Here is a 22,519-nt window from a genome sequence, read left to right as displayed (position 1 = left end):
CGGCTGGGGCGGGTGACTCGGGCGACTCGGGCGGGGGGGCCGTGAGCGATGCGTGAGCGGCTGACCGCGGCGTTCGTCGCCCTGAGCGTGACGCTGCTCGTCGCCCTGCTGCTCGTGCGCTCCTACACCGTCGAGAGCGACCTGCGGGCCCACGAGAGCGACCACGTCCTCGCCCAGGCCCAGACGATGGCCGGGTTCCTCGCGATGCGGCTGGACGCCGAGCTCCCGGTGACGGAGTCGGTGCTGGCCGGCGTGGTCGGGCCGGACCAGCGGCTGGAGTACGACGCCGTCGGCGAGCGGCCGCTGGTCGCCGAGGGCGACGGGTTCGACGAGGGCAACGACGGGCAGGACTTCGCCGCCGTCGCAGCCGTCGAGGGGCACGACGCGTCGCTGACCCTGCTCCAGTCGGACGAGGCCGTCGACGACCTGGTCGGCGACGAACGCGGCTCGATCGCGCTCCTCGCGCTGCTCGTCGCGATCGTCGCGGCGATGGTGGGATACCTGATCGCCAAGCTGCTCGCCGCGCCGTTCCTGAAGCTCGCGGTCGCCGCCCAGCAGCTCGGCCGCGGCCGCTTCGACCTGGAGCTCCCGCACACGCGGGTGCCCGAGGCGAGGGCGATCGGCCAGGCGCTGCAGACCAGCGCCGGGCAGCTCCAGGAGCGCCTGGCCAGCGAGGAGGCGTTCGCCCAGCACGCCTCCCACGTCCTGCGCACCCCGCTGACCGGGCTGCGCCTCGACCTCGACGACCTGTCGACGCGCACGGACCTGCCGCAGGACGTCAGGGCGACGATGGCGCACGCCGTGGTCCGGATCGACGCCATGGACGAGATCGCCGGCGAGCTGGTGGCGCTGTCGCGGAGCAACAGCCTGATCGCCGGGGCCGACGTCGCACTGCGTGACCTCGGCACGCAGTGCGCCCAGTACTGGGCCGACTCGCTGGGTCACTACGACCGCCCGCTCACCGCCGCCGTCGACGGCGTGATCGACACCCGCTACACCCCCGGTCCGATCGAGTTCGTCCTGGACATCCTGCTCACCGACGTCCTGCGCCGCAGCCGCGGCGCGGTCCGGCTGACCTTCCACGCCGACGACGAGGGGCACCTCACGATCAACGTGACCTCCACCGGCGAGACCCGCACCGGCCCCGGCGACGACCGGGCACTGGCCAAGGCCCGAGCGGTCGTCACCGCGCTCGGCGGCCGGCTCAAGGGCACGCACCCGGGTGACGAGGGCCTGACCGTCTGGTTGCCGCGGCGCTAGGGGTCCCCTCGCTCTGCGTCCGGATCTTCAGGAAATCGTCAGGATGAAGGTGCCCTGGCTCTCGGGGAGAGGTGGAACCATCCACCCATGACCACGGGTGGACTGCTCGCCACCGGCCCCAGTGGGCGGGTGCTCGTCGTCGACGACGAGCCGGGTCTGGTCAACCTCGTGACCAGGACCCTGCGGATGACGGGGCTGACCGTGAGCTCGGCCTCGACGGTCGCGGCGGCCCTGGACGTCGCGGAGGAGTTCGCCCCGGATCTCGCCGTGCTCGACATCCTGCTGCCGGACGGGTCGGGCCTCGACCTGTGCCACGAGCTCAGGACCCGCAACCCGGGGATCGGCGTGGTCTTCCTCAGCGCCCGGGACGCCGTCCCGGACCGGCTCCACGGCTTCTCGGCGGGTGGAGACGACTACGTGACCAAGCCGTTCAGCGTGGCCGAGCTCGCCGCCCGGGTCGGTGCGGTGCTCCACCGCATCAGGCCCAGCACCGACGGGGCAGCGCTGGTGGTCGACGACCTGTGCCTGCGCGACGACGTCCACGAGGTCACCCGGGGCGAGGTCGCCGTCGACCTGTCACCCACGGAGTACCGCCTCCTGCGCTACCTGCTGGTCAACGCCGGGCGGGTGCTCTCCAAGGAGCAGATCCTGTCCCAGGTGTGGCAGTACGAGTACCTCGGCGATGCGACGGTCGTCGAGAAGTTCGTGAGCCAGCTCCGGCGCAAGATCGACGCGGGAGGTCCGCCCCTGATCCACACGGTGCGGGGGTTCGGCTACGTGCTCCGGTCCTCCAGGTGAGGGCTCGGATCCGCCGGCTGGGCCTGCGCGGCCGGCTCGTCGTCGTGGTCACCTCCGTGCTCGCCGGCGGCTTGATGGTGTCCAACGTGGCGGCGTACCTGGCGCTGCGCGACCACCTCGTCGACCGCGCCGACGGGGTGCTGCGGGCGGCCCAGTCGCGGGTGCTGATCGCGCTCGAGGGCGGTCCCCGCCAGGTCGATCTCGCGCTGGTGGACCGGATCGCCCCCGCGCAGGCGTTCCTGGTGCTGCTCGACGACGAGGGCCGGGTGATCGCGTCGTCGACGCCGATCGGCGGCGACCAGGTCCCGCAGTCCCTCAGCCAGGCGCCGTTGGGCACGTCGGACGTCGACCTGTCCGGCGACCATCCCCACCGGGTGCTGGTCTTCGACCTGCCCGTGGACTCGACCCTGAGGGTGGTGCGCGAGGACGGCACCGCGCCCGAGGTCGTGCGGAGGGTCGCGGTCGGGGTCCCGACCGACGATGCTCATGCGACCCTGGCCGCGCTGCTCAGGACCGAGCTCGTGGTCTCGTTCGTCCTCATGGCCACGGCGACGGGTCTGGCGGTCCTCGGCCTGCGGCGCGCCCTGCGGCCGCTGCGGCAGATGACCGACTCCGCGTCCCGCATCGCGCAGGGCCACGAGGACGAGGTCCTGCCCCAGCCGGCGGCCGTGGGTGAGATCGCCGAGCTCGCCTCCGTGCTGAACGCCGCCTTCGGGGTCCGCCGCAGCAGTGAGGAGCGGATCCGCCAGTTCGTCGCCGACGCCTCGCACGAGCTCCGCAGCCCGCTGGCGGTGGTGCACGGGTGGGCGGACCTCTACCACGAGGGCGGCGTCGCCGACCCGGAGGCGTTGGAGGAGGCGATGGCCGACATCCGGGCCCAGTCGACCCGGATGCGGGCGCTGGTGGAGGACCTCCTGGCACTGGCCAGGCTCGGCAGTGCCGGCGCCCCTGACATCGTCGAGGAGCTCGACCTCGCGGAGCTGGCCTCCGAGGTCCTCTCCGAGGTCAGCCGGCTGTACCCCGGGCACGGGTCTCGTCCCACCGGGCTGTCGCCGCTGGTCGTCAGCGGCGACCCGGAGGCGACGCGACGCTGCGTGGCCAACCTGGTGCGCAACGCGTTCGAGCACACCGCGCCCGGGTGCTCGGTGTGGATCGATGGCCGCGTCGAGGGCCGCACCGCGGTCGTCGAGGTCCATGACGACGGAGCCGGGCTGCCCGACGGGGCACACGAGGCGGCCTTCGAGAGGTTCTGGCAGGCCGAGCCCAGCCGGGGCCCTGGCGGCGGGACGGGGCTCGGGCTGGCGATCGCTCGTGGCATCGCCAGGTCGGGAGGAGGCGAGGTGCGCCTGCTCGCGCGGCCCGGCGGGGGGACCATCGCGATGCTCACCCTGCCACTGGCGGCCGAGGTCGGCGTACCGGCCGGATGACCGTCACGCCGACGCACGCGGCGTCGACGAGCCGGGGAGGACGCGATCCAGCCACCGGGGTATCCACCAGTTGGCCCCTCCCATCGCGGCCATCGCGGCCGGCACCAGGACGAGCCGGACGACGGTGGCGTCCACGGCGACGCTCACGGCCAGGCCGACGGCGAGCATCTTCACCGTGATGTCGTCGTCCAGGGTGAACCCCAGGAAGACGCTGACCATGATCAGGGCAGCGGCGGTGATGACCCGAGCGGTCGCGGACAGCCCCTCGGCCACCGCCCTGGTGGTGTCCCCGGACGCCAGCCACGACTCGCGCACCCGGGACAGCAGGAACACCTCGTAGTCCATGGACAGCCCGAACACGACGACGAACATGATCATGGGCACGTACGACTCGATCGGCACCGGCCCGTCGACGCCCAGCAGCCCCGAGCCCAGCTGCCACTGGAACACCGCCACCAGCACGCCGTACGACGCTCCGATGGACAGCACGTTGAGCAGGGCCGCCTTGAGCGCCAGCACGACGCTGCGGAAGGTCACGACCAGCAGCAGGAACGCCGCCACGACGATGACGCCGATGATGAGCGGCAGCCGGTCGACGACCGCTCTCCCGAACTCGAGCTGGACCGCGAGGGAGCCGGTCACCCAGCCGCCGGGGTCCAGGCCGCTGTCGGTCGTGACGTCGGGGACCACCTCGTCCCGGAGCGTCAGGAAGAGGTCCTCGGCGGCCTTGGTCCCGGGGGCGACGCCCGGCTGGACGGTGGCGGCCCACAGCTCGGTGCCCTCCACCTGGGCGAACGGGCCGACCGAGGTGACGTCCGGCGTCGCCGCGATCGCGTCGCGAGCCGCCGCCGTCTCCCGCGCGGCGTCCGCCGGGTCGAGCGCCCCCGCGGAGAGGACCACGGTGAGCGTGCCGTTGCGCCCGATCCCGAACCCCTCGGTGACGAGGTCGAAGGCACGCCTGCTCGTGGTGTCGGGCGAGGCCGCGCTGTCGTCGACCGAGCCGGTGTCGAGGGCCAGGAGCGGGGCGCTCAGCACGGCCAGCAGCGCGAACCCGCCGAGCAGGAACGGCCACGGCCGCCGGGCGACGCGGAGCGCGTGCGCCGACCATCCCGAGCCGCTCGTGGTCGGCTCGGCGACCGGGCGTCGCAGTCGCCAGCGGTCGACGTGGCGACCCAGGAGGCCGAGCACCGCGGGCACCAGGGTCATCGCCGCGAGTGCCGAGGTCACCACGGACAGCACGGCGGCCAGGCCCAGGTTGCCGATGAAGCTGATGCCCGAGGCGTAGAGACCCAGCAGCGCGAGGGCGACCGTCCCGGCACCTACCAGCACCGCGTGACCGGTGGTCCGCGCCGTCGCGGCGGCCGCGTCGACCGGGTCGGCTCCGTCGATGAGCAGCTGCCGGTGGCGGGTGACCACGAACAGGGCGTAGTCGATGCCGGTGCCGAGCCCGATCATCGTGGCCAGGGTCGGGGAGACGCTGGCGAAGCTGACCAGCCCCGTGGTGGCGGTCAGCGCGAGCAGCCCGACGACCACCGCCATGATCGCCGTCGCCAGCGGCACCAGCGCTGCGAGGACCGACCCGAAGATGACCAGCAGCACGACCAGCGCGCAGACGAGCCCCACGACCTCCGCGACCCGGTGGCTGCCGGAGCGGTCCATCCGGCTGCCGAGCTGCCCGGCGTACTCCACGTCGACCCCCTCGGCGCGCAGCGGGTCGAAGGCGGCGTCGATCGCCTCGAGATCCTGGGCGTCCAGGTCCCGGAAGCTCTGCGTGAGGTCGATGTCGACCAGGCCGATGCGGCCGTCGCTGGAGAGCGAGCCCGGTGTGGTCAACGGGTCGGCGACCGCACCGACGTGGTCCAGGTCCCGCGTGCGCTCGAGCGCGGCGTCGATCTCGTCGGCGTGGCCGGACAGTGCCGTCCCGGCTGAGCGGAGGACCACGGTGCCGGAGGCGGCCGGCGGCTCACCGTCCGCGGCGAGCTCGTCGAGACCCTGGACGGACTGGGTGTTCGGGAGCTCGACCTCGTCGTCGTACCCCGCGGAGAAGGCCCGGGCCGCCGTCCATGCCACGACGGCCAGCAGGAGCCAGGCGGTGAGGGTCACCCAGGGGCGGCGGGCCGACCAGGTCGCCACGGACACGCGGAGCGACCGGCGCGTACTCCTGCCGCTGGGGGGCACCGCGGTCACTGCCCGGAGGCCGCGGAGGAGCCGCACCCGGTGCCGGTGCCGGCGCCGTCACGCAGCGCGTCCAGGTCGACGTCGGTGCCGCTGACCGTGGCCGTCAGACCGTCCCGGGCGACGCCCGCCGCGGTGAGGGAGAGCCCGTCGGGGACCCGTGGAGTGAACGAGCGTGGCTCGAGCAGCTGGGCGAACCGCTGGCGGCGGCCGAGCAGGTCGGTCGAGATCCGCCGGCCACCGAGCTCGACGAACGCCGGCCGCACCAGGACCTGCTCGTCCTCGACGGCGACCTCGGCCAGCAGCGTCGCCGGGACCTCCCCGAGAAGGGTGGACACCCCGGTGTCGATCGCGATCAGCCCGTCGTTCTCGGTCACGGTGGCCGAGGCGAACCGCTCCGGCAGCTTCGCGCGGACCACGTCCTGCACCTGGTCCCAGTCCAAGGTGGCCTCGACCTCCATCGCCCCTGCCGTCTTGGGGGCGTCCACGGGGATGTCGCGCAGGGTCACCTCGGCCGAGACCTCTCGGTCCCGGACCGTGAGCTCCGGGACGTCGACCCGGAGCCGGCCCACCGTGCCGCGCGCCAGCTGCAGGAGCACGGGGAACCCCTCGATGTCGTAGTCGGCGTCGAGACAGGCCAGGCGGTCCTCGATGCGGGACTCGGCCCGGTTCTCGGCCAGGAGGTCGGCGGTCAGGCCGGCCACCAGGATCACCGCCACGCTGATCGACGCGATCAGCCCTCGTCGTTGCATTCGCCCACCCCTGTTCGGCCACTGGAACGAGGGGAGTCTGCGGGCCGGTGGTTCGGACCCACTGCGGATCGGCTGACGGTTGGCTGAAGCCGGTCAGTCCAGGGTCGAGGCGAGGTGCCGGGCACAGCGGTGGGCCAGCGCCGCGGCCTCGCCCCGGCTGGTGCAGCCGGTCTTCTGGAGGATGCGGCTGACGTGGGTCTTCACCGTGTGCAGCGACAGGAAGAGCTCGCCGGCGATCGCGCTGTTGCGGTGGCCGCGCCCGACCAGGCGCAGGATCTCCAGCTCCCTGCGGGTGAGCTGCGCCAGGAGCCGCAGGTCGGCCGGGTCCTCCTCGGGAGCCCCTGTCCCGGAGCCCAGGTAGCCGTCGACGACGGTCTCCAGGACGCTGGCGCTCAGCACCGTCTCTCCCGCCGCCGCCGACCGCACGGCCGCGGCGATGAGCTCGTGGGGGCTGCTCTTGAGGAGGAACCCGCAGGCTCCCAGGGACAGTGCGGTCCGCACGTACTCGTCGAGGTCGAACGTGGTGAGCACGATCGTGCGCGGCGCCCTGGCCGCTCCTCGGTCCTGGTGCAGGCGACGCAGGACCTCCAGACCGTCGATCCCCGGCATCCGGATGTCCAGCAGCATCACGTCGACGTCCCCGGCTCGACACCGAGCCAGCGCCTCCGTCCCGTCGGCGGCCGACCCGACGACGTCGATCCCCGCGTACGTGCCGAGGATCATCGACAGGCCGTCCCGCAGGACCTGCTCGTCGTCGACGATCAGCACGCGGACGGCGGTCACCGCGCCTCCCTCGGTGCGGGTCGGGGTCTGGTGGGCAGCACCACCTGCAGACGGTGCGAGTGCCCGTCCGTCCCGACCGTGGCCGTCCCCCCGGCCTCGACGACCCGCTCACGCAGGCCGGCGAGACCCAAGCCTGCGGAGGGCCGGTCGTTCTCGTCCTTCTCGTCCTTCTCGTCGTTCTCGTCGCTCTGGTCCGGCGAGGGGCCGGTGACCACGGTCAGCTCCAGGGAGCCCGGGCGCCAGCACACGCTCACCGACACCTCGGCCCCGGGCCGGTGCCGCCTGGCGTTCGACAGCCCCTCCTGGACGACGCGGTAGGCACAGAGGCTGGCCGCCAGGCTGATCGGTGCGGCGCTGCCCTGCTCGGCGAAGCCGACCGAGGTGCCCGCTCGGCGGGCCTCGTCGAGCAGGGTGGGGACGTCCTCCAGCTGCCGGACCGGCTGCGTCAGCTCGGGATCGCCGTCGGAGCGGAGCACGGTCAGCATCTCGCGCATCTCCTCCGTCGCGCGTCGACCTGCCTCCGCCATCGCGTCCGCCTGAGCGGCCGCCCAGGCAGGGATCTCCGCCCGGCGCGCCCGCAGCGTCTCGGCGTTGACGACCAGCAGCGTGACCGAGTGCGCCACCAGGTCGTGCATCTCGCGGGCGATCCGGGCCCGTTCACGCGCCGACGCCTCCCGCTCGGCGAGCAGGCGCTGGCGGCGTTCCAGGTCGTAGCGCTGCTGGCTCACCTCGGCCGCCTCCCGCTGGGCCCGCACGGCGGACCCCGCCACCAGCGCGAGCGCCATGACCAGCAGGCCGGCCAGCACGTCGGGGCCGCCCCGCCACTCCGCGGTGGCCGTCAGCCGGTTGACGACCGTGCCCGACGCCACCACGACCGCGACGCCGGCGGCCGCCCAGACGGCGTTCCGCCTCGTCCCGAGGGCTCCCGTCATGAACAGGCACGCGGCGACCGGCAGCAGGTCCAGGAAGGAGAGCTCGACCTGGACCGCGGACGCGGTCAGCTCGACGGCTCCGAGCACGACCAGGGTCGAGATGGTCGCGGCGACCGGGCGGACGATCATCATCGACGCGGTCCCGAGGGCCAGGACCGCCCAGACCAGGACCAGGACCCAGGCGGCGCGGGCGCCGTCGACGGAGCCCTGGTCCAGCAGCGCCGGAGCGACCGACGCGGCAGCGATCGCCGGCCCCGAGCGACCCAAGCGCGCGAGGCTGAGCGTCACCACCCGCACCACGATAGGGGCCCGGTCGGGCGCGGAGATCGCTCGAAGGAGTGACCCGGCGCCGGTGCTGATCGCTCCTTCGGCGGACGCGGGCGGGCGCGCGCTGCGGTGCGATGGGGCCATGACTGCACCCGACCCGCGGACGACCCGCCGGCGTACCCACGCGACGGTGGTCGCGGCCTGGGTGGTGGCGACGATCGGCGCCCTCTGGCTCGGGGCCGGCCTGTCCGCGGCCCAGACCGACGAGGACCTGTCGTTCCTTCCTGCGGGCAGCTCCAGTGCCGCGTTCCTCGAGCAGCACGAGCGCGACCAGCGCGACGGACCGCCCCGCGAGACCGCGACGGTGGTGGTCCAGGGTGCAGGCGTCCTGGGACCGCCGGACCTGGACGCCCTCGACGAGCTGTCGGCCACCATCTCGGGCGAGCCGGGCCTGCCCGCCGTCGCGACGGGGCCGCCGGTCGTGTCCCCGGACGGACGGGTCGCCGTCCTCGAGGTGGAGCTCCAGGTCGACGACGACGAGGTCGGCGGCGCCGTCTCCCGGCTCCGTGAGGTCGGCGCGAGGTGGGCGTCCACGTCCGCCTACGAGGTCCTGGTCACCGGGGAGGCCGGTGTGGACGCGGACCTCGCTGCCGGCGACGTCGACCTGTGGCTGCTGCTCTGCAGCGCCGCGGTGGTCGCGGTCGTCCTGGCAGCGGTCTACCGCAGTCCCGTGCTGTGGTTGCTGCCGGTCGGTGTCGGCCTGGTGGCGGTGCTGGTGTCCCGGGCGGCGCTGGTCGTGCTCGCCGAGGTGTCCGTGCCGGTCACCGAGCTCACGGCCTCGATCGGGACCGTGGTCGTGTTCGGACTCAGCACGGACTACGCGCTCCTGCTCCTGCACCGGCTCAGGAACGCCGCCGGCCGGGACGGTGACGAGCGGCTGGCGCGCGCTCGCCGTGAGGTCCGGACGCCGGTCCTGGTGAGTGCGGGCACGATCGTGCTGGCCGTCCTTGCGCTGACGCCGTCCGGGGTGCCCGCCATCTCCGGTCTGGGTCCGGCGCTGGCGGTGGGCGTGCTGTCGGCGGCCGTCGTCAGCCTCACGCTCCTCCCGGCACTCCTGGGACTGCTGGGAGTGCCGGTCCCTCCGCGCGGCAACGGTGCTGGGGCCTGGAGCCGGCTGGCGAGCTCCGTGGTGACCCGTCCCGTCGAGGCCGCCGGTTGCGCGGCGGGCGCCCTGGTCGCCCTCGCCTGCCTGGTCGCCCTCTGGGACGCGTCGGCCGACCCGCTGGCGAACGTCCCCGACCAGGCCGAGAGCAAGCGAGGCGCCGAGGTGGTGCGTGACCACTTCGGCGACGGGATGACGGCGCCGTTGGTGGTGTCGTTCTCCGCGGACGCCGCACGGTCGGCGCCGGCGGCCCTGGAGGCGCGGGCACGCCGCGCGGGCGTGGGTCTGGTGACCATCGACCAGGAGGAGGTGGGGAGCCGGCTCGAGGTCTCGCTGGCGCTGGAGACGCCCCCCTTCACGGACGCCTGGCGCTCGGACGCCGAGGTCGTCGGCGAGCTGGCCGCCGAGATCGACGAGGGGGCGCTGGTCGGCGGCTCCACCGCGGAGGCCGTCGACCGCGAGGCCGCCGTGACGACGCAGCTGGCCGTGCTGACGCCGCTGCTTCTCGTCGCCCTGCTCGTCGCCCTCACCGTGTGGCTCCGGTCGCTGCTCGCGTCGGTGGTGGTGGTCCTGAGCGCGTGCCTGAGCGCGGCGGCAGCGGTGGGCGCGACCGCGGTGGCCATGCCCGTCCTGGCCGGCTCCGGCGAGTCGTCCGCGGAGGTCCTCCTCTTCGGTGTGCTGTTCCTGGTGGCCTTCGGTGTCGACTACCTGGTGTTCCTCGTCGACGGGGTGCGCCGCTCCGGCCCGGGGCCGCATCCACAGCGGGTTGCCGACGGTCTCGCGTCCACGGGCCCGGTGATCAGCTCTGCCGGGCTGGTCCTGGCGTCGACGTTCGCGGTGCTGCTGTTCGTGCCGGAGGCCAACGTCCGGCAGGTCGGCCTCCTGGTGGCCGTCGGCGTCCTGGTGGACACGCTGGTCGTGCGCACGTTCCTGGTCCCACCGCTGTTGTCGTGGATCGGCGACCGCTGGGCCCGCGCTCGTGACCGGGGCGAGACACGCCCGGTGCGTCCCGTAGCAGGTCCACTCTCGTCGAGGGCCTGACCGTCCGGGCCGCGTCAGTGGTCGTGGCCCTCCGGCACCGCGCCGGCCTCCTCGCCCGGCTCGACCACGACGAGCTGGCCCATCATCCCCTGGTCCTCGTGCCGGAGCAGGTGGCAGTGGAACATGAACGGCAGGTCGGGGTCGGTGTGGCCGGTGAACCGCACCAACAGGTCGACCTCGGCCCCGCTGGGCACGAACACGGTGTCCTTCCACCCCGCCAGCTCCGCCGGAGGGGGCGCGCCGTCGAGCCGCTCCACCACGAACTGGGTGCCGTGCACGTGGAAGTTGTGCGGCGACCCGTCTGCGTTGCGCACCGTCCACCGCTCGATGGTGTCGACGGTGACGGTCTCGTCGATCCGGTCCATGTCCATCTGCTTGCCGTTGATGCTGGTCCCGGTCAGACGGAACGACCGCGTCCCGGTCACCTCGTCTGCGGAGAGGTCCGGCGCCGCCGCCAGCCGGGCCGGTACGCCGGGGGAGCGGGCGAGCTCGGCGGCGGCGCGCAGCTGCAGCACGTCGAACCGGTCCGACCCGCCCTGGAAGCGCCCGCCGCCGCGCTGGCCGGTCTCCTCGCTGCGCAGCACAGCGTCCTCGCCCGGCTCCATCGTCACGACCACCTCGGCCCGCTCGCCGGGAGACAGCCACAGCTCGTCGACCGGGGCGGGCGCGGGCAGCAGCCCGCCGTCGGAGGCGATGACGTCGAAGGAGCGGGCGTCGTCGAACCCGAACCGGTAGGTCCGCGCGGTGGACCCGTTGAGCAGCCGCAGCCGGACCCGCTCGGTCGTCACGTCGAAGTAGGGGCCGACCGTGCCGTTGACCAGGAGGGTGTCGCCGAGCAGGCCGATCCCCGAGAAGACCGACCCGTCCTCGTCGAGCCGGCTGCCGTCGAACCGCTTGTCCTGCACGATGACGGGCACGTCGTCGACGCCGTACTCGTGCGGCAGGGACTCCGCGACCTCGGCCTGCGCCGGGTCGTCGAGCAGGAACATCCCGGCCAGCCCGCGGTAGACGTGCCGGGCGGTCTCGCCGTGCGGGTGCGGGTGGTACCAGAGCGTCGCCGCCGGCTGGTCGATCTCCCACTCCGGCGTCCAGGTCTCGCCCGGGTCGACCGGCCGGTGGGGCCCGCCGTCCATGGCCGCCGGGAGGTGCATCCCGGGCCAGTGGACGGTGGAGGTCTCGTCGAGGCCGTTGTGCACCTCGACCCAGACCCGCTCCCCGCGCGCGGCGCGGAGCGTGGGCCCGAGGTAGGCGCCGTTGAAGCCCCAGGTGGGCGTCGGCCCGCCCCGGCCGAAGTCGCTGCTGCCCTCCTGCAGGTCCAGCGAGAACAGCCGGGTCCCGCCCTCGACCCGCGACTCCGCCAGCGGTGGGACGTGGAGCGGCCGCGTGAACTCGACCTCCCACGGTGTCCACCGGCGCCCGGAGGAAGGACACGGCGACCCAGCCGAAGAAGCCGACCACCCCGACCAGGCACAGTGACAGGACCGCCACCAGGGCGAGCAGCCACCGCGGCAGCCGACGCCGGGCCCCGGGTCGGCCCCTCACTCGACCCGCACCGTGGGCATCGACCGGGTGAGCCACCGCGGGGCCCACCAGGCCCGCTCGCCCAGCAGGTGCAGGACGGCCGGCACCACCAGGCACCGGATCACCAGGGCGTCGAGCAGCACGGCGGTCGCCAGCCCCAGACCGAACTGCTGGAGCATCCGGTCGGGCGAGAACACGAACGCGCCGAAGACCACGATCATGATCGCCGCGGCCGCGGTGATCACCCCACCGGTCCGGGCCAGGCCCTCGCGCACCGCCAGGGCCGCGTCGCCCGTACGCCGCCACTCCTCGTGCATCCGGCTCACCAGGAACACCTCGTAGTCCATCGACAGCCCGAAGACGATCGCGAAGGTCATCACCGGCACGAACGCCTCGACGGGACCCGGCTGGGCGAACCACCACCCCTCGTCGAAGACCAGCGTGATCACGCCGAGGGCCGCCCCGATCGAGAGCAGGTTGAGCAGCGCGGCCTTCACGGCGATCGCCACCGAGCCGAAGACCAGGAGCAGCAGCAGCGCCGAGAGCCCGACGACCACGCCGACGAACAGCGGGAACCGCTCCGCCACCGCGTCGGCGAAGTCCACGGTCGCCGCGGTCGCGCCGCCGACCACCGTGTCGGCGGGCAGGTCGCGGCGCAGCTGCTCGACCAGCTCGGCGGTCTCCTCGTCCTGCGGCGACGTCGTCGGGAACGCCAGGCTGGTGAACAGCCGGCCGTCCGGGCTCGCCTGCGGCGGCGTCGCCGACGCGACCCCGTCGTGGTCGGCCAGCACGGCGTGCGCCGTCTCGGCGGTCGCCAGGTCGCCCTCGGTGGCGACCACGAGCGGGCCGTTGGCGCCCGGCCCGAACCCGTCGGAGATGAGGTCGTAGGCCTGCCGGCTGGTCGTCGAGGGGTGGTCGTTGCCGGCGTCGGCGAGCCCGAGGTGCATGGACAGCGCAGGAACCGACAGCGCACCGAGCACCACGACGGCGGCGACCAGCGGGAGGACCGGGCGGCGGGCGACCAGGTCCGCCCACGCCCGCCAGCGGCGCCCGGGCTCCCGGCCCTTGGCGGCCGCACGCTCGGCGCGGTGCCGGATCCGGCGTTCGAGCCGCGGCCCGAAGAGCGTGATCAAGCAGGGCAGCAGGGTGAGGGACGCGAGCATCGTCATCAGCACCGTGAGGGTGACGGCGAGGGCCAGTCCCTCCAGGGACGCCAGGCCCAGGGTGAGCAGGCCGAGGAGCGCGATGACCACCGTGGCGCCGGCGAAGAGGACCGACCGCCCCGCCGTGTCCAGGGCGGTGTCGGCGGCCTGCTCGCGGGTCGCGCCGTGCACCAGCTCGGAGCGGTAGCGGGCGAAGACCAGCAGCGCGTAGTCGATCCCGACGCCCAGCCCGACCAGCATCAGCACCGGCGGCGTGTAGTCGGGGATGGTCGCGAGATGGGAGGTCAGCGCCACCACGCCGACCGTCGTGCCGACCGCGAAGACCGCGGTGATCAGCGGCAGCGACGCGGCGAGCAGCGACCCGAACAGGAACAGCAGGATGACCAGCGCCGCGAGCATCCCCGCGCCCTCGGCGCCGCCGGCCGCCTCGCTCTCGGCGATCTCCCGGATGAGGTCGCCGGTCGCCTCGACTCGGACGTCGCCGGTCTCGAAGGACAGCGCGGTGTCCAGGATGTCGTGGGCCGACTCGGTCGGTACGTCGCCGCTCGGGCCGTCCAGCACGACCGTGACCAGCCCGAGGGTGCCGTCCTCGGTGACCGTGCCGCCGTCGGCGGACGGCGGCTGCACGACGGCCACGTGGTCCAGTCCCTCGAGCGCCGCCACCAGGTCCGTGACCGTCTCCTGGTGCGCGTCGAGGCCGTCGGCTGACTGGACGACGACGGTCACGCCGTCGCCCTCCTGGTCGGGCGCGTGCTCGGCGTACCGGTCGAGGAGCTCCTGCGACTCGGTGCCCGGCAGGGAGAAGTCGTTGCGGTAGTCGTCGCCCACGACCGCCGCGGTCGCAGTAATGCCGACCAGCAGCAGCACCCAGCAGGCGACCGCGGTCCAGTGGTGGCGGCGGGACCAGGCGGACAGTCTGGTGAGGCGGGTCGGCATGGGTGCTCCTGACGCGTAGGCGGACGACATGTAGACAGACTTGTGTAGACAGACAACGCATGGACCGTAGATGAACTACGTGTAGGCTGTCTACATGAAGGCCGACGCCCTCCGCGGGCACCTCGACGCGATGATCCTGAGCACCGTCGAGGGCGGGCCGCTGCACGGCTACGCGATCATCGAGGCGCTGGCGGTGCGCAGCGGGGGAGCGCTGGACCTGCCGACCGGCACCGTCTACCCGGCGCTGCGCCGGCTCGAGGCGGCCGGCTACCTGGCGAGCGCCTGGTCCAGCGACTCGGGCCGCAAGCGGCGTACCTACCGGCTGTCCCGCTCGGGCGCCAAGGCGCTGGCTGCGATGCGGGGCGAGTGGGAGAGCTTCGCCGAGGTCGTCACCAGCGTGCTGCGCCCGGCCCGCTGATGGTGACCGGATCTGGGGGACATCCCTGATGCGCACCCTCCGTCCGGCCAGCACCATGGACGACATGGCCGACCCTCGTCCCGCCTACCTGGCGCGCCTGGACGCGGCACTGGTCGGGCCGGCCCGCACCCGCCGCAGCCTCGTGCAGGAGGCGTCCGACCACCTCGACGACGCGACCGCGGCCCTGGTCCGTGCGGGTTGGGACGAGGAGACCGCAGCCCGGCGGGCGGTCGCCGACTTCGGCACCGTCCCCGAGGTCGCGGCGTCGTTCCAGACCACGCTGGCGGTCGCCGCCTCCCGGCGTACGGCGTGGCTCCTGCTGCTGGTGCTCGGCTACCAGCCCTTCCTCTGGGACTCCGGCCTCGAGCTGGCCTCGGAGACGCACGCCGCGCGGCCCGACTGGTGGCTGGTCGGCGCGCTGGACGAGCTCATCGAGATCGGCGGCGGACTCACCCTGCTCGGCGCGCTCGTCGCGCTGGTGCTCACCGGGGTCGGCAATCGATGGCTGGCAGCCGGCCGGGTCACCGCCCGGGTGACCGCCGGCTTCACGCTGGCCGCCTGCGCGTTCGTGCCGCTGACCTGCGTGGCGATGACGCTGGCCGCGGGCGGCTGGACCGTGGGCTTCTGGGGGCTGGTGGTCGCGCTGATGATGCTGCCGCTCAGCGGGGTCGCGGTCTCGGCGCGCGGGACGCTCGCCGCCGCCTGAAGAAGAGACTGGTCGCGGGGGCCTTTGGCCTCTCGACGGACGCGGCGCTCGGGTGTGCGATGGAGGTGCGGGGAGGAGGCCTCCCATGAGATCGCACGCAGCCACGACGAGGAACGCGGCCGACGTCGCCTACCGGCGTGCGTTCCTCTCCCTCTTCCTGTTCGTGGTCTCCTTCGTCGCGTCGTTCGTCGTCGGCGAGGGGCTGCTCTCCCTGCTCGCGGACGACCCGGAGGAGCCGTCCTGGCAGGACGCCTCGGCGGCCGCACTGCCGGCGCTGGTCGTGTTCGCCCTGCCCGTCGTGGTCGTGTGGGGCTTCGCCCGCCGGGCCGTCCGCCTGGGGCGCCCGGATGCCAGGTCCGCGGTCCTGGTCGCCGTCCTGGTCGCCCTGGCGTTCGTCGCCATCAACCTCGCGGGACTGCTCGCGCAGGTCGTCCTCGGCTGAGTGGGGTCCGGCGCGTGGCGGTCTCGCGCCGGCCGTGCCCGGATACACGGTTCGAGGTGACTCCGCCGCGCTCGAGCGTGGCCGGTCCTCGCTCGACAGCGAACTGTGTATCCGTTCCCCGACCCGGCTGACGGGGACGAGCGCCAACCCGCCGGAGTGACCTCATCGGCGTACCACCCGGCCCTGTTTCCCCAGCAGCCGCACGAGTCGCGGAGCTGTCCACAGAACTGCCGCGACCCCCTTCCGCGATCACCACTCCCTGTCCTAGCGTCCGGTCCAGGCCCTACGCCTCGGGGGCCTGGCATCTCGGGAATCGGGGACGCGATGGCGATGACGCACGCCGGGGTCAGCGGCGGACCGGACGGACGGCTCCACGAGTCCGTGGTCGAGCAGCTCGACCAGCACGTGCGCTCGCTGGTCCGCCGGGAGGGCGTCGACCCGCAGCAGGACGTCCCAGTCGTACGCCGGATCGCCGAGACCGTCGTGCGCGACCACGACGAGCGCAGCCTCACCGGGGCGGTCGCCCCGGTGGCCGACGTCGAGTCGCTGGTCGGCGAGCTGGTCGCCCGGGTCGCCGGCTTCGGTCCCCTCCAGCCCTTCCTCGACGACCCCACCGTGGAAGAGGTCTGGATCAACGACCCGAGCCGGGTCTTCGTGGCCCGCAACGGCCGGCACGAGCTCACCAACCTGGTGCTGACCAAGGCGCAGGTGGACGAGCTCGTCGAGCGGATGCTCAAGAGCTCGGGCCGCCGCATCGACCTCAGCCGCCCGTTCGTCGACGCGATGCTGCCGGAGGGGCACCGGCTCCACGTGGTGCTGGAGGGCATCAGCCGGGGGTTCTCGGCGGTCAACATCCGCAAGTTCGTGCTCCGGGCGTCGGCCCTGCAGGACCTCGTCTCGCTGGGCAGCCTCAGCCCGCGCGCCGCGGCGTTCCTCGACGCGTCGGTCCGGGCCGGGCTCAACATCCTGGTGGCCGGGGGTACGCAGGCCGGGAAGACGACGTTCCTCAACTGCCTGGCCTCCTCGATCCCCGGCGGGGAGCGGGTCGTCAGCGCGGAGGAGGTCTTCGAGCTGCGGTTCCGGCACCCGGACTGGGTAGCGCTGCAGACCCGGCAGAGCGGGCTCGAGGGCACCGGCGCGATCCGGTTGCGCGACCTGGTCAAGGAGAGCCTGCGGATGCGGCCGAGTCGGGTGATCGTCGGAGAGGTGCGGTCCGAGGAGTGCCTGGACCTGCTGCTCGCGCTCAACGCAGGCCTGCCAGGCATGTGCACGATCCACGCCAACAGCGCCCGCGAGGCCCTGGTCAAGGTGTGCACGCTGCCGCTGCTGGCGGGCGAGAACATCTCGGCGCGGTTCGTGGTGCCGACGGTCGCCGCCTCGGTCGACCTCGTCGTGCACCTCGGCATCGACGAGCACGGCGTACGCCGGGTCAACGAGGTGGTCGCGGTGCCCGGCCGGGTCGAGAACGACGTCATCGAGACCGAGCCGGTCTTCGTCCGCGAGGGCACGGAGCTCCGTCGCACCGGCGGGATGCCGCCGCGGGTCGAGCGGTTCACCCGCCTGGGCATCGACGTGCACGCGATCCTCACCGGGACTCGCCGGGGAGACGGCTGATGGGAGCGCTGGTCGGGCTGGGCGTCGGCTGCGGGCTGCTGCTCATCTGGTCGGCGTTCGCGCTGCCGCGGGGTGACCGGCCGGTCCCTCGCACGCCTGGGCGGACGGCCGAGCTGCTGGCCCGGGCCGGCATCGCCGACGTGTCCGTGACCGGGTTCGTGCTCCTCTGCGCGGTGACCGGCGTGGCCACGGCGTTCGTCATGCAGCTGGTGTCCGGGACCCCGCCGGTCGCCGTGGCCTTCGGGGCGATGGCGGCGTGGCTGCCGGTCGCCACCGTGTCGTCGCGGGCGCGGCGCCGCCAGCGGGAGTTCGCGGAGGTGTGGCCCGAGGCCGTGGACAACCTGGTCTCGGCCGTCCGTGCCGGCATGTCCCTGCCCGACGCGCTGGCCGGTCTCGGCGTCCGCGGCCCCGAGCCGCTGCGCGCCGCGTTCGACCAGTTCGCGCTCGACTACCAGGTGACCGGCCGGTTCGGCGAGTCGCTCGACCGGCTCAAGGACCGCCTCGCCGACCCGGTGGGCGACCGGGTCGTGGAGGGGCTCCGGGTCGCCCGCGAGGTCGGTGGCGGCGAGCTCGGCCGCCTGCTCCGCAACCTGTCCGGCTACCTCCGCGAGGACGTGCGCACCCGCTCCGAGCTGGAGTCCCGGCAGGCCTGGACGGTCAACGGGGCCAGGCTGGCCGTGGCCGCTCCGTGGCTGGTGCTGCTCTTCATGTCCTTCCAGTCCGAGGTCGTCCACCGCTACGCGTCGGCGGGCGGGGTGCTCGTCCTCGCGGTCGGCGCCGGGCTGTGCCTGGTCGCCTACCGGCTGATGATGCGGATCGGCCGGCTCCCGGTCGAGAGGCGGATCCTGTCGTGATGCTCGGTGCCTGGGGCGGGTTGCTCGGCGGCACGGCCGCCCTCGGTGTCGTGCTGGTGGCGGTGTGGCTCCGTGCCGCCCGCCGTCCGGCACTGGCCGACCGGGTCCTGCCCTACCTAAGGGACGTGCCGAGGGTGGGCGACGTGCCCTCCCCGGCGAACCAGGGGCCCTCCACCTCTCCGGTGTCCGCTGCCGCCGGGGTCTTCGGGCCGCTGCTGGCGGCCGCGGCCGACGGCGTCGAGCGGGTGCTCGGTGGTGCGGCCTCGGTCCGCCGGCGCCTCGAGCGCGCCGACCTCGACCTCACCGTCCACGACCTGCGCGTGCAGCAGGTGCTCTGGGGACTCGGCGGCTTCGCCGTGGCCGCGGCCTACTCGCTGCTCAAGGCGCTCAGCGAGCCCGGGTCGGTCGTCGCCGCGGTGCTGCTCTGCCTGACCGGGTTCGTCGTCGGCGTCCTGGCCCGTGACAACCACCTCAGCGGCCAGGCGAAGCAGCGTGAGCGACAGATCCTGGCTGAGTTCCCGACGGTGGCCGAGCTGCTCGCGCTCGCCGTCGCGGCCGGTGAGAGCCCGGTCGCGGCACTGGACCGCGTCGTGCGCCGCAGCGGCGGCGCGTTGTCGGCCGACCTGGCCCGGGTGCTGGCCGACGTCCGCACCGGCGAGCCCGTGGGCGCGGCGTTCGACCGGATGGCCGCCCGCACCGGCCTGCCGTTGGTCTCCCGCTTCGCGCAGGGCGTCGCCGTCGCTGTCGAGCGGGGCACGCCACTGGCCGACGTCCTGCACGCCCAGGCCGCTGACGTCCGCGAGGCCGGACGCCGCGAGCTCATCGAGGTGGCCGCGCGTCGCGAGGTGCTGATGATGGTGCCGGTGGTGTTCCTCGTCCTCCCGGTGACGGTCCTGTTCGCCTTCTGGCCAGGCGTCGTGGGCCTCTCCCTGACCACTCCCTGACAACCCTCCCCACCGAAAGGTCACGACGATGCCACGCCACCTCTACCCAGTGCTCCACCTGATCCTGGCCCTGCGGTTCGACCGCGGCCGGCGCGACGACCGGGGCGACGTGCCGGGCTGGGTGCTCGTGACCGTGATGACCGCGGGCATGGTGGCGGTCATCTGGGGCGTCGCCGAGGAGCAGCTGCGCTCGATGCTCACCACCGCGCTCAACCAGGTGCGCTGAGCGGCGCCATGCGCTCGGCCCGCTCCGAGCGGGGAGCGGCGATCGTCGACATCGTCCTGGTGCTCGTCGTCCTCGTCCCGCTCTTCCTCGGGATCCTCCAGGTGGGGCTGGTCATGTTCGTGCGCAACACGATGGCCTCGGCCGCGGCGGAGGGCGCTCGCCTCGCGGCCACCTCGGACCGCGGGCCCGCCGACGGTGCGGCGCTGACCCGCGAGCAGATCGCGGGCGCGGTCTCCGGGAGGTTCGCCCGGGACGTCGAGGTGCGGCAGGTGAAGGTGGACGGGGCCCCGGGCATCGAGGTGGTGGTGCGGGCCACCGTGCCGGCGCTCGGCATCGGCGGGCCCGGCGTCGAACTCGAGGTCACCGGGCACGCGGTGGAGGAGGCCCCGTGACCGCCATGCGCCGCCGCCGCGACGAGCGGGGCAGCGCGCTCGTCGAGCTGACCTGGCTCGGGCTGCTCCTGCTGGTGCCGATGCTGTGGATCCTGGTCAGCGTCTTCGAGGTCCAGCAGGGCGCGCTCGGGGTGAGCAGCGCGGCCCGGTCGGCCGGTCGTGCCTACGCCCTGGCCCCCAACGACGCCGTCGGCCGGGCGCGGGCGGAGGCGGCGGTGCGCCTGGCGTTGGACGACCAGGGGCTCGAGGGCGAGCCGTTCACGGTGCAGGTCAGCTGCGAGCCGTACCCGGCCGACTGCCACAGCGGTACGTCGGTCATCACCGTCCGGGTCGCCACCCAGGTCCAGATCCCGATGCTGCCGGAAGCGCTCGGCGGCGACGCGCCGGCGTTCGCCCTGGACGCGACGCACACGGTGCCGATCGGCCAGTACCAGGAGGTCGACCGTGCCGCACCGTGACGAGCGTGGCCAGGCCACGGTGCTGATCGTCGGGTTCGCGGCAGTCCTGGCGATGACGATCGCGCTGGTCGTCGACGCGACCGCCGCCTACCTCCAGCGTCAGGGGCTCAACACGCTCGCCGACGGCGCTGCCCTGCGTGGGGCGGATCTCGGCGCGACCGGCAGGGACGTCTACGAGGGCGGCGTACCCGAGCAGCGCCTCGAGCTGACCGCTGCCCACGCGCGTCAGGCCGTGGGTGGCTACCTGCGTGACACGGGCGCGTTCGCGCGCTATCCCGGCCTGTCCTACCAGGTCCGGGTCGACCCGGCGACGCAGCGGATCGAGGTGTCGCTCAGCGCCCCGCTCGACCTGCCGCTGACCATCCCAGGCTCTCCCGAGCGGGCCACGATCGGCGCCACCGGGTCGGCCGTCGTGGGCGTCGACGCGGACTAGGCCACCCCGAAGGGTGACCTAGGAAATCCCTGAAACCGCCGCGGGACCAAGTGAGGCCGCCCTATCTTCGACGGCGGAGAGGGAGCACAACTTCACATCGCACCACCCCTGATCGGCGGGATTCCCCCCGACCCAACGCTCTAGGAGCCCCCAGATGCCTCCCCTCTCCAAGGGTGCGCTTCGCGCACCCCTCGCTGCCGCCACCGCGGCGGCCCTCACCCTGGCCCTGCCGGCCGGGCTCGCCCACGGGGCGCCGCTGCCGGCGACGTACGACGCCGCCGCGCACGGCGACATCGTCAACCTGACCGCCTCGGTCGCCGGCCAGTCGCTGGCCGAGGTCACCGTCGGGCACAGCCGCGCGGTCACCGACTCCGACGGGACGCCGCGCTCGCTCGGCGAGAGCGCCAACCTCGACCTGGTCCTCGGCGGGTTCCCCGGCTCGGTCGACGACGAGACGGCGCAGGCCCCGCCGTCGTCCGACCCGCCGCCGGCCACGCTGGTCGACGTCCCGCTCGGACCGGTGGCCGACATCGGTGACATCACCGGCGACGTCGCGGCCTTCTGGGCCGGGGACGACGCCTGCGTGACGGCCGTCGACGGCACCCGGGTGGTCAACTCGGCCACCACCACCCTGGCCGGCATGACGGTCGCGGACATCCCGGCCGTCGGTGCCGCCGCCGAGGTGCTCGCCTCGGTGAGCGACTCGCGGACCTCGCTGGTCGACCAGGCCGGCACCGGGGCGGAGGTCGTCTCGACGGTCACCACCTCGATCGGCGACGTCCGGCTGCTCGGCGGCCTGGTCGTGATCGAGGTGACCGACCCCGTCGTCCTCACCGCGACGTCGGACGGCACCACCACCAGCGTCGACTACTCCGACCCGGTCATCACGGTCACCGTCGCCGGTGGCGAGCCGACGGTCATCCCGCTGGACGGCCAGGACGAGACGGTCCCGGTCAACCTGGGACTCCTCACCGTGGACCTGGCGGTCCGCGCGTACCAGCCCGACGACACCAGCTCCGGGGCCACCGCGACCGGCTACCTCGAGGCGGTGCTCGCGGTCGACCTGACCGTCGACTCGGTCGGCGGGGAGCTCGCCGACGTGCACCTGCGGCTCGGCGAGATGACCGCGACCGCCACCTCTCCCGCGGGCGGGGTGGAGTGCCCGGCCGACCCGACCGACAGCGACGACGACGGCCTCACCGACGAGGAGGAGGCGGAGATCGGGACCGACCCGCAGGACCCCGACACGGACAACGACGGGCTCTCCGACGGCGACGAGGTCAACACCCACACGACCGACCCGCTCGACCCGGACACCGACGACGGTGGCGTCACCGACGGCGCCGAGGTCGACCACGGCACCGACCCGCTGAACGGCGCGGACGACCTGCCCGGGACCGGTGACGCCGACGGTGACGGCCTGACCGACGTGGAGGAGGGCGAGCTGGGGACCGACCCCAACGACCCCGACACCGACGACGACGGACTGTCCGACGGTGCGGAGGTCAACACCTACGGCACCGACCCGCTGGACGCGGACACCGACGACGGTGGCGTCACCGACGGCGCCGAGGTCGGCAACGGCACCGACCCGCTGGACGGCGAGGACGACGTACCCGGCACGGGCGACACCGACGGCGACGGCCTGACCGACGTGGAGGAGGGCGAGCTGGGGACCGACCCCAACGACCCCGACACCGACGGTGACGGCCTGTCCGACGGCGCCGAGGTCAACACGCACACGACCGACCCGCTCGACCCGGACACCGACGACGGTGGCGTCACCGACGGCGCCGAGGTCGACAACGGCACCGA

Annotated in this window: 21 protein-coding genes; 15 read left to right on the top strand and 6 right to left on the bottom strand. The window is 73.8% G+C overall.

Going from position 1 to position 22,519, the window contains the following annotated elements; genetic code table 11:
• Positions 1 to 48: 48 nt before the first annotated feature.
• From JHD21_RS01130 to JHD21_RS01120, 3 genes are all read left to right on the top strand, one after another.
• Positions 49 to 1,260 carry a HAMP domain-containing protein gene (locus JHD21_RS01130; protein WP_292670955.1) on the top strand — a complete coding sequence of 404 codons (1,212 nt, stop codon included), beginning with the start codon at positions 49 to 51 and terminating at the stop codon, positions 1,258 to 1,260.
• An 87-nt stretch (positions 1,261 to 1,347) separates the two neighbouring features.
• Positions 1,348 to 2,058 carry a response regulator transcription factor gene (locus JHD21_RS01125; RefSeq protein WP_292670954.1) on the top strand — a complete coding sequence of 237 codons (711 nt, stop codon included), beginning with the start codon at positions 1,348 to 1,350 and terminating at the stop codon, positions 2,056 to 2,058.
• On the top strand, positions 2,055 to 3,485 hold the full coding sequence (locus JHD21_RS01120) for a HAMP domain-containing sensor histidine kinase (RefSeq protein ID WP_292670952.1): 1,431 nt from the start codon (positions 2,055 to 2,057) through the stop codon (positions 3,483 to 3,485). The genes JHD21_RS01125 and JHD21_RS01120 overlap by 4 nt, the downstream gene beginning before the upstream one ends.
• Before the next feature lie 3 nt (positions 3,486 to 3,488).
• Here JHD21_RS01120 and JHD21_RS01115 read toward each other — a convergent pair whose 3' ends face one another.
• The 4 genes from JHD21_RS01115 to JHD21_RS01100 all read right to left on the bottom strand — a co-directional run bounded on the left by JHD21_RS01115 (position 3,489) and on the right by JHD21_RS01100 (position 8,418).
• Positions 3,489 to 5,624, bottom strand: a complete 2,136-nt coding sequence (locus tag JHD21_RS01115) for an MMPL family transporter (protein ID WP_292670950.1) — start codon at positions 5,622 to 5,624, stop codon at positions 3,489 to 3,491.
• A 44-nt stretch (positions 5,625 to 5,668) separates the two neighbouring features.
• On the bottom strand, positions 5,669 to 6,412 hold the full coding sequence (locus tag JHD21_RS01110; RefSeq protein WP_292670948.1) for a DUF2993 domain-containing protein: 744 nt from the start codon (positions 6,410 to 6,412) through the stop codon (positions 5,669 to 5,671).
• A gap of 93 nt (positions 6,413 to 6,505) precedes the next feature.
• Complete coding sequence (locus tag JHD21_RS01105; protein ID WP_292670947.1) at positions 6,506 to 7,195, bottom strand: response regulator transcription factor; 690 nt, start codon at positions 7,193 to 7,195, stop codon at positions 6,506 to 6,508.
• Positions 7,192 to 8,418, bottom strand: a complete 1,227-nt coding sequence (locus JHD21_RS01100) for a histidine kinase (protein WP_292670946.1) — start codon at positions 8,416 to 8,418, stop codon at positions 7,192 to 7,194. Before JHD21_RS01100 ends, JHD21_RS01105 begins: the two co-directional genes overlap by 4 nt.
• 118 nt (positions 8,419 to 8,536) lie before the next feature.
• Here JHD21_RS01100 and JHD21_RS01095 point away from each other — a divergent pair, with 118 nt between their 5' ends.
• Entirely contained in the window at positions 8,537 to 10,597 is a 2,061-nt protein-coding gene (locus tag JHD21_RS01095; RefSeq protein WP_292670944.1) for an MMPL family transporter, read from the top strand.
• A gap of 14 nt (positions 10,598 to 10,611) precedes the next feature.
• On the opposite strand, the gene JHD21_RS01090 is transcribed toward JHD21_RS01095, so the two are convergent.
• Both JHD21_RS01090 and JHD21_RS01085 read right to left on the bottom strand, forming a co-directional pair.
• On the bottom strand, positions 10,612 to 11,910 hold the full coding sequence (locus JHD21_RS01090; RefSeq protein WP_292670959.1) for a multicopper oxidase domain-containing protein: 1,299 nt from the start codon (positions 11,908 to 11,910) through the stop codon (positions 10,612 to 10,614).
• Between the two features lie 225 nt (positions 11,911 to 12,135).
• Positions 12,136 to 14,217 carry an MMPL family transporter gene (locus tag JHD21_RS01085; RefSeq protein WP_292670942.1) on the bottom strand — a complete coding sequence of 694 codons (2,082 nt, stop codon included), beginning with the start codon at positions 14,215 to 14,217 and terminating at the stop codon, positions 12,136 to 12,138.
• Positions 14,218 to 14,311: 94 nt separating this feature from the next.
• On the opposite strand from JHD21_RS01085, the gene JHD21_RS01080 reads away from it, so the two are divergent.
• From JHD21_RS01080 to JHD21_RS01030, 11 genes are all read left to right on the top strand, one after another.
• Positions 14,312 to 14,635: a helix-turn-helix transcriptional regulator gene (locus JHD21_RS01080; protein ID WP_292670940.1), complete on the top strand. Its 324-nt coding sequence runs from the start codon at positions 14,312 to 14,314 to the stop codon at positions 14,633 to 14,635.
• A gap of 28 nt (positions 14,636 to 14,663) precedes the next feature.
• Complete coding sequence (locus tag JHD21_RS01075) at positions 14,664 to 15,341, top strand: permease prefix domain 1-containing protein (protein WP_292670939.1); 678 nt, start codon at positions 14,664 to 14,666, stop codon at positions 15,339 to 15,341.
• 85 nt (positions 15,342 to 15,426) lie between these two features.
• A complete protein-coding gene (locus tag JHD21_RS01070) occupies positions 15,427 to 15,783 on the top strand; it encodes a hypothetical protein (RefSeq protein ID WP_292670937.1) in 357 nt (118 codons plus the stop codon).
• Positions 15,784 to 16,113: 330 nt separating this feature from the next.
• Positions 16,114 to 17,397, top strand: a complete 1,284-nt coding sequence (locus JHD21_RS01065; RefSeq protein ID WP_292670935.1) for an ATPase, T2SS/T4P/T4SS family — start codon at positions 16,114 to 16,116, stop codon at positions 17,395 to 17,397.
• Positions 17,397 to 18,251 carry a type II secretion system F family protein gene (locus JHD21_RS01060; RefSeq protein WP_292670934.1) on the top strand — a complete coding sequence of 285 codons (855 nt, stop codon included), beginning with the start codon at positions 17,397 to 17,399 and terminating at the stop codon, positions 18,249 to 18,251. The genes JHD21_RS01065 and JHD21_RS01060 overlap by 1 nt, the downstream gene beginning before the upstream one ends.
• Complete coding sequence (locus JHD21_RS01055; RefSeq protein ID WP_292670933.1) at positions 18,251 to 19,195, top strand: type II secretion system F family protein; 945 nt, start codon at positions 18,251 to 18,253, stop codon at positions 19,193 to 19,195. The genes JHD21_RS01060 and JHD21_RS01055 overlap by 1 nt, the downstream gene beginning before the upstream one ends.
• Positions 19,196 to 19,223: 28 nt before the next feature.
• Positions 19,224 to 19,421: a hypothetical protein gene (locus tag JHD21_RS01050; protein WP_292670932.1), complete on the top strand. Its 198-nt coding sequence runs from the start codon at positions 19,224 to 19,226 to the stop codon at positions 19,419 to 19,421.
• Between the two features lie 8 nt (positions 19,422 to 19,429).
• Positions 19,430 to 19,813: a TadE/TadG family type IV pilus assembly protein gene (locus tag JHD21_RS01045; RefSeq protein ID WP_292670931.1), complete on the top strand. Its 384-nt coding sequence runs from the start codon at positions 19,430 to 19,432 to the stop codon at positions 19,811 to 19,813.
• Between the two features lie 5 nt (positions 19,814 to 19,818).
• A complete protein-coding gene (locus JHD21_RS01040; RefSeq protein WP_292670957.1) occupies positions 19,819 to 20,271 on the top strand; it encodes a hypothetical protein in 453 nt (150 codons plus the stop codon).
• The gene (locus JHD21_RS01035) at positions 20,258 to 20,704 is read left to right on the top strand and encodes a Tad domain-containing protein (protein ID WP_292670930.1); all 447 of its coding nucleotides are present in this window, start codon (positions 20,258 to 20,260) and stop codon (positions 20,702 to 20,704) included. The genes JHD21_RS01040 and JHD21_RS01035 overlap by 14 nt, the downstream gene beginning before the upstream one ends.
• A gap of 154 nt (positions 20,705 to 20,858) precedes the next feature.
• Positions 20,859 to 22,519: hypothetical protein (locus JHD21_RS01030; RefSeq protein WP_292670929.1), on the top strand; the 1,661-nt coding region annotated here is incomplete at its 3' end.

Origin of the sequence: Nocardioides sp. (genome assembly GCF_016462705.1) — a bacterium.
Classification (GTDB): Bacteria; Actinomycetota; Actinomycetes; order Propionibacteriales; family Nocardioidaceae; genus Nocardioides.
The sequence above is the reverse complement of the archived record's forward strand: the minus strand, read 5'-3'. Positions and strand labels throughout refer to the sequence as shown.